This window comes from Allorhizobium sonneratiae, assembly GCF_023700755.1.
In the GTDB taxonomy this organism is placed as follows: Bacteria; Pseudomonadota; Alphaproteobacteria; order Rhizobiales; family Rhizobiaceae; genus Allorhizobium; species Allorhizobium sonneratiae.
Map to the genome: position 1 here is coordinate 73,583 of NZ_JAMKOJ010000007.1, position 15,378 is coordinate 88,960.

The 15,378-nt window shown below is 58.5% G+C and carries 15 protein-coding genes; 9 read left to right on the top strand and 6 right to left on the bottom strand.

Annotated features, from left to right (window positions below; all coding sequences use genetic code 11):
• Nucleotides 1-43: 43 nt before the first annotated feature.
• The 5 genes from dapF to NAC44_RS13645 are packed head-to-tail and all read left to right on the top strand — an operon-like array spanning nucleotide 44 to nucleotide 4,953.
• On the top strand, nucleotides 44-955 hold the full coding sequence (gene dapF / locus NAC44_RS13625; protein ID WP_250941891.1) for a diaminopimelate epimerase: 912 nt from the start codon (nucleotides 44-46) through the stop codon (nucleotides 953-955).
• Nucleotides 952-2,250, top strand: a complete 1,299-nt coding sequence (mtaB, locus tag NAC44_RS13630) for a tRNA (N(6)-L-threonylcarbamoyladenosine(37)-C(2))-methylthiotransferase MtaB (RefSeq protein ID WP_420839938.1) — start codon at nucleotides 952-954, stop codon at nucleotides 2,248-2,250. Before dapF ends, mtaB begins: the two co-directional genes overlap by 4 nt.
• 17 nt (nucleotides 2,251-2,267) lie before the next feature.
• Complete coding sequence (gene ftsY / locus NAC44_RS13635) at nucleotides 2,268-3,656, top strand: signal recognition particle-docking protein FtsY (protein ID WP_250941601.1); 1,389 nt, start codon at nucleotides 2,268-2,270, stop codon at nucleotides 3,654-3,656.
• A 59-nt stretch (nucleotides 3,657-3,715) separates the two neighbouring features.
• A complete protein-coding gene (locus NAC44_RS13640) occupies nucleotides 3,716-4,366 on the top strand; it encodes a septation protein A (protein ID WP_250941602.1) in 651 nt (216 codons plus the stop codon).
• A 47-nt stretch (nucleotides 4,367-4,413) separates the two neighbouring features.
• Nucleotides 4,414-4,953 (top strand): DUF2585 domain-containing protein, encoded by a 540-nt coding sequence (locus NAC44_RS13645; RefSeq protein WP_274706910.1) that lies wholly within the window; start codon nucleotides 4,414-4,416, stop codon nucleotides 4,951-4,953.
• Here the strand turns inward: NAC44_RS13645 and NAC44_RS13650 are convergent.
• The 5 genes from NAC44_RS13650 to ccmA all read right to left on the bottom strand — a co-directional run bounded on the left by NAC44_RS13650 (nucleotide 4,928) and on the right by ccmA (nucleotide 8,036).
• Nucleotides 4,928-5,521 (bottom strand): DsbE family thiol:disulfide interchange protein, encoded by a 594-nt coding sequence (locus NAC44_RS13650; protein ID WP_250941897.1) that lies wholly within the window; start codon nucleotides 5,519-5,521, stop codon nucleotides 4,928-4,930. The two genes, NAC44_RS13645 and NAC44_RS13650, sit on opposite strands and share 26 nt — an antisense overlap.
• 35 nt (nucleotides 5,522-5,556) lie before the next feature.
• Nucleotides 5,557-5,730 carry a heme exporter protein CcmD gene (gene ccmD, locus NAC44_RS13655; protein ID WP_250941603.1) on the bottom strand — a complete coding sequence of 58 codons (174 nt, stop codon included), beginning with the start codon at nucleotides 5,728-5,730 and terminating at the stop codon, nucleotides 5,557-5,559.
• Nucleotides 5,727-6,497, bottom strand: coding sequence for a heme ABC transporter permease (locus tag NAC44_RS13660; RefSeq protein ID WP_250941604.1), 771 nt, complete (start codon nucleotides 6,495-6,497; stop codon nucleotides 5,727-5,729). Before NAC44_RS13660 ends, ccmD begins: the two co-directional genes overlap by 4 nt.
• A gap of 235 nt (nucleotides 6,498-6,732) precedes the next feature.
• Complete coding sequence (ccmB, locus tag NAC44_RS13665) at nucleotides 6,733-7,392, bottom strand: heme exporter protein CcmB (RefSeq protein WP_250941605.1); 660 nt, start codon at nucleotides 7,390-7,392, stop codon at nucleotides 6,733-6,735.
• Nucleotides 7,389-8,036, bottom strand: a complete 648-nt coding sequence (ccmA, locus tag NAC44_RS13670) for a heme ABC exporter ATP-binding protein CcmA (RefSeq protein WP_250941606.1) — start codon at nucleotides 8,034-8,036, stop codon at nucleotides 7,389-7,391. Before ccmA ends, ccmB begins: the two co-directional genes overlap by 4 nt.
• Before the next feature lie 272 nt (nucleotides 8,037-8,308).
• Between ccmA and acnA the strand changes: the two genes are divergently transcribed.
• The 4 genes from acnA (at nucleotide 8,309) to NAC44_RS13690 (ending at nucleotide 13,782) form a co-directional block, all read left to right on the top strand.
• Complete coding sequence (acnA, locus tag NAC44_RS13675; RefSeq protein WP_250941607.1) at nucleotides 8,309-11,008, top strand: aconitate hydratase AcnA; 2,700 nt, start codon at nucleotides 8,309-8,311, stop codon at nucleotides 11,006-11,008.
• Between the two features lie 303 nt (nucleotides 11,009-11,311).
• Nucleotides 11,312-12,118, top strand: coding sequence for a DUF1223 domain-containing protein (locus NAC44_RS13680; protein ID WP_250941608.1), 807 nt, complete (start codon nucleotides 11,312-11,314; stop codon nucleotides 12,116-12,118).
• A gap of 466 nt (nucleotides 12,119-12,584) precedes the next feature.
• Nucleotides 12,585-12,986 (top strand): DUF2794 domain-containing protein, encoded by a 402-nt coding sequence (locus tag NAC44_RS13685; protein WP_250941609.1) that lies wholly within the window; start codon nucleotides 12,585-12,587, stop codon nucleotides 12,984-12,986.
• Between the two features lie 154 nt (nucleotides 12,987-13,140).
• On the top strand, nucleotides 13,141-13,782 hold the full coding sequence (locus tag NAC44_RS13690) for a LysE family translocator (protein WP_250941610.1): 642 nt from the start codon (nucleotides 13,141-13,143) through the stop codon (nucleotides 13,780-13,782).
• Nucleotides 13,783-13,803: 21 nt separating this feature from the next.
• On the opposite strand, the gene rlmN is transcribed toward NAC44_RS13690, so the two are convergent.
• Nucleotides 13,804-15,021 carry a dual-specificity RNA methyltransferase RlmN gene (gene rlmN / locus NAC44_RS13695; protein WP_250941899.1) on the bottom strand — a complete coding sequence of 406 codons (1,218 nt, stop codon included), beginning with the start codon at nucleotides 15,019-15,021 and terminating at the stop codon, nucleotides 13,804-13,806.
• Between the last annotated feature and the right edge of the window lie 357 nt (nucleotides 15,022-15,378).

Below are 15,378 nucleotides of genomic sequence, written 5' to 3' on the forward strand. Positions count from 1 at the left end.
GCGGACGTCCGGCAAAGACACAGCAAACGGGATCGTGAAACATATGGACAGCAGGGTCGATTTTGCGCGGATGAACGGGCTTGGCAACAAGATCCTCGTCGTCGATATGCGCGGGCGGACCGACAGGGTGACGCCTGAGGCCGCCATTGCTCTTGCGGCCGATCCGGCCACCCGTTTTGACCAGATCATGGCGATCCACGATCCGAGACACCCTGCCACCTTCGCCTATATCGACATCATCAATTGCGATGGCACGCTGGCCCAGGCCTGCGGCAACGGCACACGCTGTGTCGTGCAGGCGCTGGCGGCAGAAACCGGGCAGAAGGCCTTCACCTTTCAGACCATGGCCGGAATTCTCAATGCCATCGAGCATGAGGACGGCACGATTTCCGTCGATATGGGACAGCCAGTCTTCGAGTGGAACCGCATCCCGCTTGCCGAGGAATTTCACGACACAGCCCGTATCGAATTGCAGATCGGGCCGATCGATCAGCCGGTGCTGCATTCACCCTCGACCATGTCCATGGGCAATCCCCATGCCGTCTTCTGGGTCGATCGCGACCCGATGACCTATGATCTCGAACGCTTCGGTCCGCTTCTGGAAAACCATCCGATATTTCCTGAAAAGGCCAATATCACCCTTGCCCAGGTGATCTCGAACACCGAAATGGTGACGCGCACCTGGGAGCGCGGTGCGGGGCTGACGCTGGCCTGTGGTTCTGCCGCCTGCGCCGCTGCCGTTTCCGGTGCGCGCACCGGGCGCACGGGGCGCAAGGTTGCCGTCACCGTCGCCTCCAGCCCGAACCGGCAGGCGCTCACCATCGATTGGCGCGAAAGCGACAACAAGGTGGTCATGACGGGCCCCGCCGAATGGGAATGGGCGGGCCGGCTTGATCCGGCAAGCGGTGCATGGGAGCGGCTCGACGATCCGGCAAACGGAGCAGCGGCCTCGTGACCAGTTCGGATCGGGAGCGGAACGCCATAATCGAGGTCATCACCTTTGGCTGTCGCCTCAACACCTATGAATCGGAAGTGATGAAGGCCGAAGCCGCCAAGGCCGGTCTGGAAAACGCCATTCTGGTCAATACCTGCGCCGTCACCTCCGAGGCGGTGCGCCAGGCACGCCAGGCCATTCGCCGTGCGCGGCGGGAAAATCCGCAAGCGCGCATCATCGTGACCGGCTGCGCCGCCCAGACCGACGCCGCAGGCTTTGCCAACATGGCCGAAGTCGACGCCGTTCTCGGCAATGAGGAAAAGCTCAAGGCAGAACATTACCGGCATCTGCCGGATTTCGGTGTTGCGGCGGAAGAAAAGATCCTCGTCAACGACATCATGAGCGTCACCGAAACCGCGCCACAGATGGTCAGCCATATCGATGGCCATGTGCGCGGCTTTTTGCAGGTGCAGAATGGCTGCGATCATCGCTGCACCTTCTGTATCATCCCCTTCGGGCGTGGCAATTCCCGCTCGGTGCCGATGGGGTCGGTGATCGAACAGGCCCGAAAACTCGCTGAAAGCGGCTACCGCGAAGTGGTGCTGACCGGGGTGGATGCGACGAGTTATGGCGCCGACCTGCCCGGCCAGCCGACGCTGGGGCTTCTGGCCAAGACCCTGCTGAAGCAGGTGCCGGAAATCCTGCGGCTGAGGCTCTCCTCCATCGACAGCATCGAGGCCGACACACATCTTTTCGATCTGATCGCTGAAGAACCGCGCTTCATGCCGCATCTGCATCTGTCGCTGCAACATGGCGACGACATGATCCTGAAGCGGATGAAGCGTCGCCACAGCCATGCCGATGCGCTGGCTTTTGCCCGGCAGGTGCGGGAGCTGCGCCCTGGATTCAGCTTCGGTGCCGATATGATCGCCGGCTTTCCGACGGAAACGGAAGACATGGCGGAAAATTCTGCAAGGCTGGCGGAAGAGATCGGCCTTGCCCATCTGCATGTCTTCCCCTATAGCCCGCGCCCCGGCACGCCTGCGGCGCGCATGCCGCAACTGGACAGGGGACTTGTGAAAGCCCGCGCCGCCCGCTTGCGCATCGTGGCCGAAAGCTTACATAAGGCCCATCTGCAAAGGCTGGTCGGTACAAGGCAGAAGCTGCTGGTCGAGCGCAATGAAATGGCGCATACGGAAGACTTCACCCTCGTTGCCGCGCCGGGCCTTGCCCCCGGCATGCTTGCCGAGGTCACCATTGCCGGCCACAATGACCGGCACCTGAATTTTGAACCGGCAGCGCATGTCGCCGCCTGAGACGATAAAGAAGACCCATGGCGCTCGGTTTCATCAAGAAAGTCTTTACCTTCGGCAAGGACGCCGCGAAAGACGGTGCACAAGACGCAAAGCCGGAGCCGCTCGAGGTCGCCGAACATCCTGTCGAGCCGGTCATCGAGACGCCGGTGGATCTGCCGCTTGCCGAAGACCCGGTTCTGCCGGAAGAGATGGAAACGGCAGGCGGCCCCGCCGATGACCTGACGTCGGAGACGGAACAGGAAGAGGCAATTGCCACCCCGCAACGGCAAGAGACTGAAGACGATCCTGCTGCCGCCGCCGAGGCCCAAGCCGTTGACCAACATGGCTTGGACGACACTTTGCCCAGCCCTGAGCCAGAAACATCTGTCGCGGGCGAAGACGATGGTGAGACGCAGAACGCCGAAGCGCAAAAGAGCGACATTGCCTTGCCGAAGGGCTTTGCCACCAACCTGCCGGTTGCAGATGAAACACCGCAGGCGCAGCCGAAACTCTCCTGGTTCCAGCGTCTCAAGGCCGGGCTTTTTCGCACATCCACGCAGCTGAGCGGACAGATTTCGGCGCTGTTTACCAAGCGCAAGCTGGATGAAGACACGCTGGAAGAGCTGGAAGACCTGCTCATCCAGGCCGATCTCGGGGTCGAGACCGCCATGCGCGTCACCGATGCACTCTCCTCCGAGCGCTATGGCAAGGATGTCAGCGGTGATGATGTGGCCCGCATCATGGCGGGGGAAATCACCAAGGTGCTGAAGCCGGTGGCCAAACCTTTGGCGCTCGATCTCAATCACAAGCCGCATGTCATTCTGGTGGTCGGTGTCAACGGCACCGGCAAGACCACCACCATCGGCAAGCTTGCGGCAAAACTCTCCGGCGCGGGCCTCAAGGTGATGCTGGCGGCGGGCGACACTTTCCGTGCCGCCGCCATCGAGCAGCTGAAAATCTGGGCGGATCGCACCGGCTCCACCTTTATCGGGACAAAACTTGGTGCCGACGCCGCAGGTCTTGCCTATGACGCTTTCGAGAAGGCAAAGGCGGAAAAATCCGATGTGCTGATCATCGATACCGCCGGTCGCCTGCAAAACAAGACCGAGTTGATGGCGGAGCTGGAAAAGATTGTCCGTGTGCTGGCCAAGCTCGATCCCGATGCGCCGCACACCGTGCTGCAAACACTCGACGCCACCACCGGCCAGAACGCCCTGCAACAGGTGGAGATTTTCCGCAATATCGCAGGTGTGAACGGGTTGGTGATGACCAAGCTCGACGGAACGGCCCGCGGTGGTATTCTGGTGGCGATTGCCGCCAAACACAGATTGCCGGTCTATTTCATCGGTGTCGGCGAAGGCATTGACGATCTCGAACCCTTCGAGGCCGAGGATTTTGCCCGTGCCATTGCCGGTGTCGCCCCCTGAACCCGGCTTTGCCCGTGAAACCGGCACTGTCAGTAATAACCTTTGACGATGGTAGGATGATGAACCAGCACCACCTCAGCCCAAATCCCAGCGAAACGGAAAAGCACAACCCGCTGCTCAAGCTGGCGCTGGAGCTTGGGCCGCTGATGGTGTTTTTCTTCGGCAACACCAAGGCCGAGTGGCTGGCGGCGAAATTTCCGGCACTCTCTGCAATCGGCGGACCGCTCTTCATCGCTACGGCCCTGTTCATGGCGGCAACGGTTCTGGCGCTGATCGTCTCGAAAATCGTCTTCAAGCACCTGCCGATCATGCCCTTCGTCTCCGGCGTCGTCGTCTTGATTTTCGGCTCGTTGTCGATCTGGCTGCAGGACGAAACCTTCATCAAGATGAAGCCGACCATCGTCAATGCGCTGTTCGGCGTGGTGCTGCTCGGCGGGCTTGCCTTTGGCCGTTCTCTGCTTGGTTATGTGTTCAATGCCGCTTTCCAGCTCGATGACGAGGGCTGGAAAAAACTGACCCTGCGCTGGGGCCTGTTCTTCCTGTTTCTCGCCGTGCTGAACGAGGCCGTCTGGCGCAATTTTTCCGATACGGTCTGGGTGAATTTCAAGGTCTGGGGCACAATGCCGATCACCATTGCCTTCACGCTCGCCCAGATGCCGCTGATCATGAAGCACTCGCTGGATAACAAGGCAAAGGAGGGCCAGAAGTGACGGCACAGGTGAAAAAGCCGCACAATACGCAGGCTCTTTCTTTCTGGCTGATCGTTCCTCTTATCATTCTCATCGCCCAGGTGGTGAGCGAACATGCCATGGGTCGCATCTGGATCTGCGCCTGCGGCTATGTCAAACTGTTCGAGCCCGGCGTCAACACGCCGGGAAATTCCCAGCATATCGCCGACTGGTATACGCCCTCTCATATCATTCACGGTTTTCTCTTCTACGGTCTTGGCTGGCTCGTGCTGCGCAGGGGCACATTCGGCCAGCGGCTGACGCTTGCCACCCTGATCGAAAGCCTCTGGGAAATTCTGGAAAATTCACCGATCATCATCGACCGTTATCGCGCCACCACCATGGCGGTCGGCTATGCCGGAGACAGCATTCTGAACTCGGCCATGGATACGCTGTTCATGGCGGCAGGTTTCCTCTTCGCCGCCCGCGCGCCGGTCTGGCTGACGGTTGCTATCGCCGTGTTTTTCGAGCTTTTGACCGGCTACCTCATCCGCGACAACCTGACCCTCAATGTGCTGATGCTGGTCTGGCCGGTGGAGGCAATCAAGGCGTGGCAGGGGGCGCTTTAACGGCTTTGTCCGGTTGAGCTGCCCCTTGATGCGCAAGTGCCTTTTCAATCGCCGGATAAAGCCCCTGCTCCACGGATTGGGCATCGAACGGCCCGACGCGCTTGTAAAGGATCGTGCCGTCAGGGGCGATCAGATAGCTTTCCGGCACGCCATAGACCCCCCAGTCGATGACCGCACGCCCCTGCGGATCGATGCCGATCGCCTTGTAGGGATTGCCGAGATCGCCAAGGAATCTCAGGGCATTGTCGCTCCTGTCCTTGTAATTGATGCCGACAATGGTCAGGCGCGGGTCCTTGCTCAGTTGCAGAAGAACGGGATGTTCATCCCGGCAGGGCACGCACCAGGAGGCAAAGACATTGACCAGCGCCAGCCTGCCGGAAATCGCAGCCGTGGTCAGCGCCGGAACATGCGCACCCGGCAGGGCTGGTAGATCGAGCGCCGGGGCTTTTTTACCGATCAGGGCAGAGGGAATTTCGCTGGCGCTCACACCCTCCACATCCTGCTCATAGAGCATTTTCCCGGCAATACCGGCAAAACCGGCAAAAACCGCAAGCGGAATGGCCGCCATGATAAAGCGGGAAAATGTCGGTCGGGTTTTTTCGCTCACCGCTCCAACTCCTGCGGCGGGCGGGCGGAACGGCGGCCATGACCGGCCTTTTCCAGCGCCGCCAGCTGTTTTTGCCGGATGCGGCCTTCAATCCAGATCCAGACAATGGTCACGATGATGGCGACAGCCGTCACGCCATAGGCGGTGTCAATATAAAAGGCATATTTCATTCCGCCTGCTCCCGCGCCGCCAGACGTGCAGCCATGCGGCGCTGGGCGATGATGCGTCTGCGCCAGATTTCATTGCGCATGGCCAGAAGATGCAGCGTGAAGAACAGCGCGGTAAAGGCCAAGGCCATGATCATCAACGGCCTGAGGAATTCCGGAGCAATCGTCGGTCCGCCCATGCGAAAGACGCTTTCCGGCTGATGCAGCGTGTTCCACCAGTCCACCGAGAATTTGATGATCGGAATATTGACGAAGCCGACCAGAATGAGAACCGCACTGACACGTGCTGCCCGCGCAGGATCGTCCATGGCGCGGTTGAGCGCAATCAGTCCGAGATACATCAGAAACAGGATGAAGACCGAGGTCAGCCGCGCATCGCCCCAGGCCCACCATGTGCCCCACATTGGCCTGCCCCAGAAAGAGCCGGTGACCAGCGCGGTGAAAGTGAAGACCGCCCCCAGCGGCGCTGCTGCGCGGTGGCTGACATCGGCCAGCGGATGGCGCCAGACCAGAGTGCCGATGGCCGACAGCGCCATGATCGTATAGCACATCATGGCAAGCCAGGCGGAAGGCACATGGATATACATGATCCGGACCGTATCGCCCTGCTGATAATCCGGCTCCGATGTCAGGCTGTAATAGAGGCCGATGACAAAAAGAACGGCGGTCAAAGCCGCCATCCACGGCACGATACGGGCAACCAGCGCCAGAAACCGGGTGGGATTGGCGAGATCGCTGATTTTGGAGATCGCAAGGCTCTGTTCGCTCATGCTGCCTTTTACCGTTATTCGGCCTCAGCCGCAATTCATGCTAGTGGAATGAATTTGACATTTGAGCCTCGGTTTCGTCATGCGCAGCACTCAAATGTCAAATTTCTTAAATTCCACTAGAATCATAAAGTTACTAGTGGTTTTTATGATTCTGACATTTGCTCTCGACCGGACCGCAAATGGAATGCAAATGTCAGAATCAAACCACTAGCGGGCCATCAAGCGCATAGTTTCGTCAATCACTGCTGTTTCTCAGCGCCATGGCCGCCGCCAGCGGCCCGATCACGGCGAAAAACAGGGTGAGCGCAACAAGATAGAAAAATGGCGTCAAAAACGAGCCGGGGCCGGAGACCGCCGCATAAGAGGCGCTGACACCGAAAATCAAGACCGGGATCGTCATCGGCAAGACCAGAATGGACACCAGCAGCCCCCCGCGCGGCAAGACCACCGCCACCGCGGCCCCTGCCGCTCCGATAAACGCAATGGCAGGCGAGCCGACGAAAAGCGTCAACATCACCGCCCCGATGGCCTTTTCGCTCATATTCATGAACAGGCCGAGAAGCGGCGAGGCCATCACCAGCGGCAGGCAGGTTGCCGTCCAGTGCGCCAGGCATTTGACCAGGATGGTCAAAACCAGCGGCGTCTCCTGCATCAAAAGCGGATCGAGCGCGCCATCGTCCCGATCGGCCTGAAACAGCCGATCAAGCCCGAGAAGCGCGGCCAGCAGCGCGCCGATCCAGACGATGGCCGGGCCAATGCGCGCCAGAAGCGCCATATCCGGCCCGACACCGAAAGGAATGACGGCAACGACGGTGAGAAAGAACAGCACCCCGATCAGGGCGCCCCCGCCTGCGCGAAGCGACAGTTTCAGGTCGCGAAGAAACAGCGCGATCATAAAACAGCCTCCAGCGCGCTGTCGTCAAAGCCCTTCATCTCCATGGTTCTGGCCGCCCCAAGGCCGAGCGGCTGATGGGTGGCGGCAAGGACGATGCCGCCCTTGTCGAGATGGTCACGCACCAGGGCGGAAAACAGCCGGTCGGCACGTGCATCAAGGGCTGCTGTCGGTTCATCCAGCAGCCAGACGGGCCGCCAGGCAATCAGCAGCCGCGCCATGGCGAAACGCCGCTGCTGACCCGCAGAGAGATAGCCATAGGGCAGATGGGTGATCGCCGAAAGGCCGACAGCATCGGCGGCCTCGTCAATCTCCATGCCATGTCCACCCTGAAAATCGCCGAGATAGCGCCGCCAGAAGTCGAGATTTTCATGCACGGTCAGTTCCGCCTTCATGCCGTTCTTATGGCCGAGATAGTGGCAGGCTTCGTAAGCGGGCAAGGGCTCTGCAGCTGATTCGGAAAAGAAAAGAACGCTGCCCACCTCAGGACGCAACAGGCCTGCAACCACCCTGAGCAGGGTGGATTTTCCCGAGCCGTTGCGCCCGGTCACAACCAGCGCTTCCCCGCTTTCAAGCCGGAAGGTGAGGCCGTGAAACAGGAAATCCCCGCCGCGTTTTGCGGCAAGTCCCTCGGCCAGAAGCTGCATTTCTCCCCGCTTTCCGGCGAAGCTTCGCCCTGAAAAAAATTTGTTCCGTTTGGCACTTAACCCGTCTGGAACAGTTCTTAGAAATTCTCTATAAGACCTGCAACCACGCCAGCGGCCGGCGTGTTCATCATCCTAGCGCCGAACTTGGAGATTGCGAGGAGCAGTTTTCACGGGCGGACAGCGGAAATGGTCGTACCCGCATCCTGATGTGCATGAAGTGCATAGGCGTCCGCACGTTTGTGTTGGCTATCAGAATAAGCGGGGTTTTTACCGTGACCAAATCGCTTGACAGTTTCAATTGCCGCTCGACGCTTTCCGTCGATGGCAAGGACTATGTCTATTACAGCATTCCGAAGGCTGAGGAAAACGGCCTCAAGGGCGTTTCCAAACTGCCCTATTCGATGAAGGTGCTGCTGGAAAACCTGCTCCGCAATGAAGACGGTCGTTCCGTCACCAAGGCCGATATCGAGGCCGTTGCCGCCTGGCTCGTCAACAAGGGCAAGACCGAAGCCGAGATTGCCTATCGCCCGGCCCGCGTGCTAATGCAGGACTTCACCGGCGTTCCCGCCGTCGTCGACCTTGCCGCCATGCGTGACGGTATCAAGGCGCTCGGTGGCGATCCGGAAAAGATCAACCCGCTGGTGCCCGTCGATCTCGTCATCGACCACTCGGTTATTGTTGACGAATTCGGCACACCGCAGGCTTTCGCCAAGAATGTCGAGCTGGAATACCAGCGCAATGGCGAACGCTACCGCTTCCTGAAATGGGGCCAGCAGGCGTTCAAGAATTTCCGCGTGGTTCCTCCGGGCACCGGCATCTGTCACCAGGTGAATTTCGAATATCTCGGCCAGACCGTCTGGACCAAGGAAGAAGGCGGCGAAACCATCGCCTATCCCGACACCTGCGTCGGCACCGACAGCCACACGACGATGATCAACGGTCTCGGCGTTCTCGGCTGGGGCGTGGGTGGCATCGAGGCGGAAGCGGCCATGCTCGGCCAGCCGGTCTCCATGCTGTTGCCGGAAGTCATCGGCTTCAAGCTGACCGGCAAGCTCAAGGAAGGCGTCACCGCCACCGACCTCGTTCTGACCGTCGTGCAGATGCTGCGCAAGAAGGGCGTCGTTTCCAAATTCGTTGAATTCTTCGGCCCGGGCATGGACAATATGCCGGTCGCCGACCGCGCCACCATCGGCAATATGGGCCCGGAATATGGCGCGACCTGCGGCTTCTTCCCCGTCGACAGCGCCACGCTCGGCTATCTCGACATGTCCGGCCGCGCCAAGGACCGCATCGCGCTGGTCGAAGCCTATTCCAAGGCACAGGGCATGTGGCGCGACAATGACGGTTCCGACCTCGTCTTCACCGACACGCTGGAACTCGATCTCGGCGACGTCGTGCCGTCCATGGCCGGTCCGAAGCGTCCCGAAGGCCGCCTGCCGCTGGAAACCATCGCGCCGAACTTCGCCACCGCGCTGGAAAGCGATTACAAGAAGCCCGGCCAGCTGACGAATCGCTATGCCGTCGACGGTGAAAACTTCGATCTCGGCCATGGCGATGTCTGCATTGCCGCCATCACGTCCTGCACCAACACCTCGAACCCGAGCGTTTTGATCGCCGCAGGCCTTCTGGCCCGCAACGCCGCCGCCAAGGGCCTGAAGTCCAAGCCGTGGGTCAAGACATCGCTGGCGCCCGGATCGCAGGTCGTGGCCGAATATCTGTCGAAGTCCGGTCTGCAGAAGGATCTCGATGCACTCGGCTTCAATCTGGTCGGTTTCGGCTGCACCACCTGCATTGGCAATTCCGGCCCGCTGCCCGGCCCGATCTCCAAGACCATCAACGACAAGGGTCTGATCACCGCTGGCGTTCTTTCCGGCAACCGTAACTTCGAAGGCCGTATTTCTCCGGACGTTCAGGCCAACTATCTGGCATCGCCGCCGCTCGTCGTCGCTTATGCGCTCGCCGGTTCGGTGCAGAAGGACCTGACGACGGAGCCGCTCGGCGAAGATCAGAACGGCAACCCCGTCTACCTCAAGGACATCTGGCCGAGCTCTGCCGAAGTGCAGGATTTCATCCAGAAATACGTCACCCGCGAACTCTTTGAAACCAAATATGCGGACGTGTTCAAGGGCGACGAAAACTGGCAGGCCGTGCAGGTGCCGGAAGGCCAGACCTATGCCTGGGACGACAAGTCCACCTATGTGCAGAACCCGCCTTACTTCGTCGGCATGGCGAAACAGGCTGGCAAGGGCGTGGACAACATCGTCAATGCCCGCGTTCTCGGCCTCTTCGGCGACAAGATCACCACCGACCACATTTCTCCGGCCGGTTCGATCAAGGCGCAGTCTCCGGCGGGTGCCTACCTGATGGAGAACGGCGTGACGGTCGCCGACTTCAACCAGTACGGCACGCGCCGCGGCAATCACGAAGTGATGATGCGCGGCACCTTCGCCAATATCCGCATCCGCAACCACATGCTCGGCCCGAACGGCAAGGAAGGTGGCTACACCATCCACTATCCGTCCAAGGAAGAGATGTCGATTTACGATGCTGCCATGAAGTACAAGGCAGAAGGCGTTCCGCTGGTCATCTTTGCAGGCGTGGAATACGGCAACGGCTCCTCGCGTGACTGGGCTGCCAAGGGCACCAACCTGCTCGGCGTGCGCGCTGTTGTTGCGCAGTCCTTCGAGCGTATCCACCGCTCGAACCTGGTCGGTATGGGCGTCGTTCCCTTCGTCTTCGAAGAAGGCACCACCTGGGCCTCGCTCAACCTCAAGGGCGACGAGACGGTGACGATCGAAGGTCTCGACGGCGAAATCAAGCCGCGCGAGAAGAAGATCGCCAAGATCACCTATGGCGACGGTTCGGTGAAGGAAGTGCCGCTGATCTGCCGCATCGATACGCTGGACGAAGTGACCTATGTCAACAATGGCGGCATCCTGCAGACGGTTCTGCGCGATCTCGCAGCCGCATAATCGGCCATATTTGCGAAACACAGGAAACCGCCGGAGTAATCCGGCGGTTTTTTCATGCGCAAAGCTAACCTTCTGACAAGGCGGCTTACTCTCGATACGCCTCACCCCAACGTGACTTGGTATTGATCGTTTCACCGCCTATTCTTGCCTTCACGATAGCCAATGGCCCGACGCTGTCCATCTCCCCGGTTGGATACATAACAGCATGACGTGCGGACTATTCCGGGTTCATCTTGAGAATTTGACTGTTCCCTGCTTAATTTACGATGGGACGATGTCCAGCAAAATGGAATCATGTCGATGATGGTGAAGAGACTTGTGACATTTCTGATCGTCCTGATGGCGGCGCTGCCAGCCATGGCCGAAGACATGTCACCTGCTGCCGGGACAACTCCATCCGGGGTCATCGAGTTGTTCACATCTCAAGGATGCATTTCCTGCCCTCCCGCAGACAAGGTATTTGAAAGCCTCGCGAAAAATCCGGCGCTCGTGGCCCTGTCCTATCATGTCGATTACTGGAATTATCGTGGCTGGCGCGACACGTTGGGCTCTTCCGGCAACACGGCCCGGCAATATGCCTATGCGCGCAGTTTTGGGCGCAGCGGGGTCTATACGCCGCAGGCTGTGGTCAATGGCCAGATGCAGATGAAGGGAACAGATGCAGCGCATCTTTCCGGCGAACTCAACACCCTCAAGCAGCAGGGCAATGGATTGACGGTGAAAGTCTCTGCCGCGATCAAGGGTGATGAGGTTCTGATCAATCTCGGTTCAGGCAGCGGCAAGGCCGATGTGGTGGTTGTCTATTTCACCCGCAAGAAGGATGTTGACGTCCTCAAGGGCGAAAACAAGGGCAAGCATCTCACCTACTGGAACAGCGTCAAGGATATTCAGTCTGTCGGTCTGTGGCGCGGTGCGGATATGCATCTGACCCTGCCATCCAAGGTGTTGCGCACGGAAGATTGCGATGGCTTTGCCGTATTGCTGCAAACTTCGGACGCAAATGGCGATCCCGGCAAGATTCTGGGCGCGACCATGGTCATGGCGCCACAGGCCAATCAGCCGCAAAACGGTCTGATCAATGCAAGCGCTACATCCGATACTGACGAATAAGGGAAAGACAGGCGATAACGGCCACGCAGAGGCGGCGCCAAGACACAGAATGTCATACAGATGAAAATCGCCTCTTCATGAGGTCCGGCCCGTACATTAGGGGGCTGGGGGTAAGGGTCAATGTACCAGACCGGACCCTGACGCCAACGCGTCAGCTGAAGAAGAGATATGCTTTAGAACCCAAAAATGGGACGCTGTTTTGACTGAAATGCGGCAAAACATAAAAACTATAGGGATTGAGGGGTTTTGCCGGATTGTTTTTTGAGTGCACGACTCAGGATTTGGCATCGTGACGCTGTCATCATCCCAAAATCTGTATAGGCGCGTTGTACTCCAGCGGGCAATGATATGGGTGCCGCCATAAAAGCTGCAGAGCGAGTAGAGGGAAACCGGCTCTGAGCTTGCATTTTTTTCCTCCTGAGGCACACTGTCATGCCAGTGTCACAAGGCCAGCGAAGGAGGTTTGATGACCGATCAGCAGCCGGAAAGACTGAAGGAAAACGGTGAGGAGAACGCCTCGCGTTCTGCCGCCGTTGTCGATCTGAAAGAGTACCGGCAAAATCTTGACCCGTTGCCGGTGACCTTCCACCGCAAGGAACTCGATGCCATTCTCTGGATTTATGGCCGCATGGTCGGCGAGGGAGAGTGGCGCGATTATGCGCTCGACCATCTCAAGGACAAGGCGGTCTTTTCCGTTTATAAGCGCTCCGGTGAAATGCCGCTTTACCGCATCGAGAAAAATCCCAAACTCGCCGCCAAGCAGGGTGCCTATAGCGTGGTGAACGCCAATGGCATGATCCTCAAACGCGGCCAGGACTTACGCCAGGTTCTGAAAATTTTCGACAAGGTGCTGAAACTGGTCGAATAAGGCTTGCGATAAAACCCGGCTCACGCTTATTCAGATTTATGAATAGACATCATGCGTTGAAAAGGCGCATGGGGACGCGTTGATGTTAAAAAGCTGCTGGGATGGCCTTCGATCAAGCCTGTTTGAAGGCGGAACCCAGCGGGCCGGAGCAGATATGGACTTCATTCCAAGCCTTCCGACGCTAGCCGCTTTCAGTGCCGCCTGCCTGCTTCTTGCGGCAACGCCCGGACCGGACATGACGCTTTCGATTAGCCGATCCCTTCGCGATGGTCGGCTTGCTGGTCTTGCTGTGCTGATTGGCACCAATCTCGGCATTACTGTGCACACCATGCTGGTCGCTTTCGGCGTTTCAGCCCTGATCATTGCTTCGCCCACGGCCTTTCTGGTGCTTAAAAGCGGCGGCGCGGCCTATCTCGGCTGGCTGGCCATTCAGGCGGTCCGCAAAGGTTCGAAATTCACTGCAAGACCCGAAGGCGGTAGCAAGGGCACCGCCAAGGCCGCATTCCTCAATGGCATATGGGTCAATCTGCTCAATCCCAAGGTCATTATTTTCTTCATGACCTTCCTGCCGCAGTTCGTGAGCGCCCATGACCCGCATGTGACCGGCAAGCTTTTGTTTTTAGGCTTCTGGTTCATGCTGATATCCCTGCCCATCACCATCGCCATCGTTCTGACGGCACACAGGTTGTCGGACTGGCTGCAACGCAATCCGCAGGTTTTGCGCGGCATCGATTATACCTTTGCCGGCGTCTTTTCACTGTTTGCCGTCAAGATCCTGATGACGCAGGCCCGATAATGTAAGTCAGTGGCGCAGTGATCAATCGTCCTCGCCGTGACCGACAATCATCATCGCCTCATAGGCGAGACGTTCGGTCTTGCGCATGCGTTCCGATTCCGATTTCAACTGCCCACAAGCCGCCAGAATATCGCGACCCCTCGGCGTGCGGATCGGCGAGGCATAGCCGGCCTGATTGATGAAATCGGCAAAGCGCTCGATCGTTGCCCAGTCAGAACACTGATAATTGGTGCCGGGCCAGGGATTGAAGGGAATGAGATTGATCTTGGCCGGAATGCCCTTGAGCAGTTGAACCAGCAGCTTGGCATCGTCAAGACTGTCATTCACATCCTTGAGCATCACATATTCGAAAGTGATGCGCCTTGCATTGGACAGGCCCGGATAGGCGCGACAGGCGTCGAGCAGTTCTTTCAACGGATATTTCTTGTTGATCGGCACCAGCATGTCGCGCAACTCGTCGCGCACGGCATGCAGCGATATCGCCAGCATGACGCCGATTTCCTCACCCGTGCGGAAAATTTCCGGCACGACACCTGAGGTGGAGAGCGTGATACGCCGCTTCGACAGCGACAGACCATCGCCATCGGATGCGATCAGCAAGGCTTTCTTGACATTGTCGAAATTGTAGAGCGGTTCGCCCATGCCCATCATGACGATATTGGTGATCTTGCGGCCTTCCGCCGGGATCATTGCACCGACAGGCACGTCGCGGTCGGGAAAATCGCCCAGTCGGTCGCGGGCGAGGAGAAGCTGGGAGAGAATTTCTTCCGCCGTGAGATTGCGCACCAGTTTTTGTGTGCCGGTATGACAGAAGGTGCAGGTCAGCGTGCAGCCGACCTGACTGGAAATGCACAGCGTGCCACGCCCTTCTTCGGGAATATAGACGCACTCCACCTCGACGGGCCGCCCCGCACCGCGCGGCGGGAACCGCAACAGCCATTTGCGGGTGCCATCATTGGAAACCTGCTCCTGAACGATCTCAGGCCGGGCAATGGAGAAATTCGCCTTCAGCTTTTCCCTGAGTTCCTTGGCAACATTGGTCATGTGATCGAAATCGGACACGCCACGCACATAAAGCCAGTTCCACAATTGTGAAACACGCATGCGGATCTGTCTGTCGGCCACCCCGATGGAGCGCAGCATCTCGCCCATCTCTTCGCGCGTTGCGCCAATGAGACAGGGTTTTTCGCTGCCTATAGCGCCAGCGGTCATGGGGGAACCGGACCGGTCGATGGCCATCTCCAGAGCTGCCATGGTTATCCTCGTCACAACAGCATCATGCCTTTTATCAAGCGAACATAAGATGCTGTAAGATTTTACTGCATAATTCCTTAAATCGGAATCGATTTAAGGAATTATGCAGCAGATTAAAAGTGTTACAGCGACCTTTGTGCGCCATATTTGGCGCACGGCGCTGTAAATGTGTTGTAGAATTTCTTAAGCCGAAGCCAATCCGGGCAATGATGCGGAAACCGGAACACCATTTCCTGACATCGGCAGGAAAGGGGGCAGGTCAATCTCTTCGCTTGCACAAAACAGGATTGGCGGATCGAGCATAAGGCACGATTGCCGAGCCCTTTATCATCAAAAAGGCCT

Bases quoted from the DNA above. Each gene is read 5' to 3' on its own strand.
- dapF (WP_250941891.1), top strand. From the start codon at position 44: ATGGACAGCAGGGTCGATTTTGCGCGGATGAACGGGCTTGGCAACAAG.
- ftsY (WP_250941601.1), top strand. From the start codon at position 2,268: ATGGCGCTCGGTTTCATCAAGAAAGTCTTTACCTTCGGCAAGGACGCC.
- NAC44_RS13640 (WP_250941602.1), top strand. From the start codon at position 3,716: ATGAACCAGCACCACCTCAGCCCAAATCCCAGCGAAACGGAAAAGCAC.
- NAC44_RS13650 (WP_250941897.1), bottom strand. From the start codon at position 5,521: ATGGCGGCCATTCCGCTTGCGGTTTTTGCCGGTTTTGCCGGTATTGCC.
- ccmD (WP_250941603.1), bottom strand. From the start codon at position 5,730: ATGAAATATGCCTTTTATATTGACACCGCCTATGGCGTGACGGCTGTC.
- NAC44_RS13660 (WP_250941604.1), bottom strand. From the start codon at position 6,497: ATGAGCGAACAGAGCCTTGCGATCTCCAAAATCAGCGATCTCGCCAAT.
- ccmB (WP_250941605.1), bottom strand. From the start codon at position 7,392: ATGATCGCGCTGTTTCTTCGCGACCTGAAACTGTCGCTTCGCGCAGGC.
- ccmA (WP_250941606.1), bottom strand. From the start codon at position 8,036: ATGCAGCTTCTGGCCGAGGGACTTGCCGCAAAACGCGGCGGGGATTTC.
- NAC44_RS13680 (WP_250941608.1), top strand. From the start codon at position 11,312: ATGGTGAAGAGACTTGTGACATTTCTGATCGTCCTGATGGCGGCGCTG.
- NAC44_RS13685 (WP_250941609.1), top strand. From the start codon at position 12,585: ATGACCGATCAGCAGCCGGAAAGACTGAAGGAAAACGGTGAGGAGAAC.
- NAC44_RS13690 (WP_250941610.1), top strand. From the start codon at position 13,141: ATGGACTTCATTCCAAGCCTTCCGACGCTAGCCGCTTTCAGTGCCGCC.
- rlmN (WP_250941899.1), bottom strand. From the start codon at position 15,021: ATGGCCATCGACCGGTCCGGTTCCCCCATGACCGCTGGCGCTATAGGC.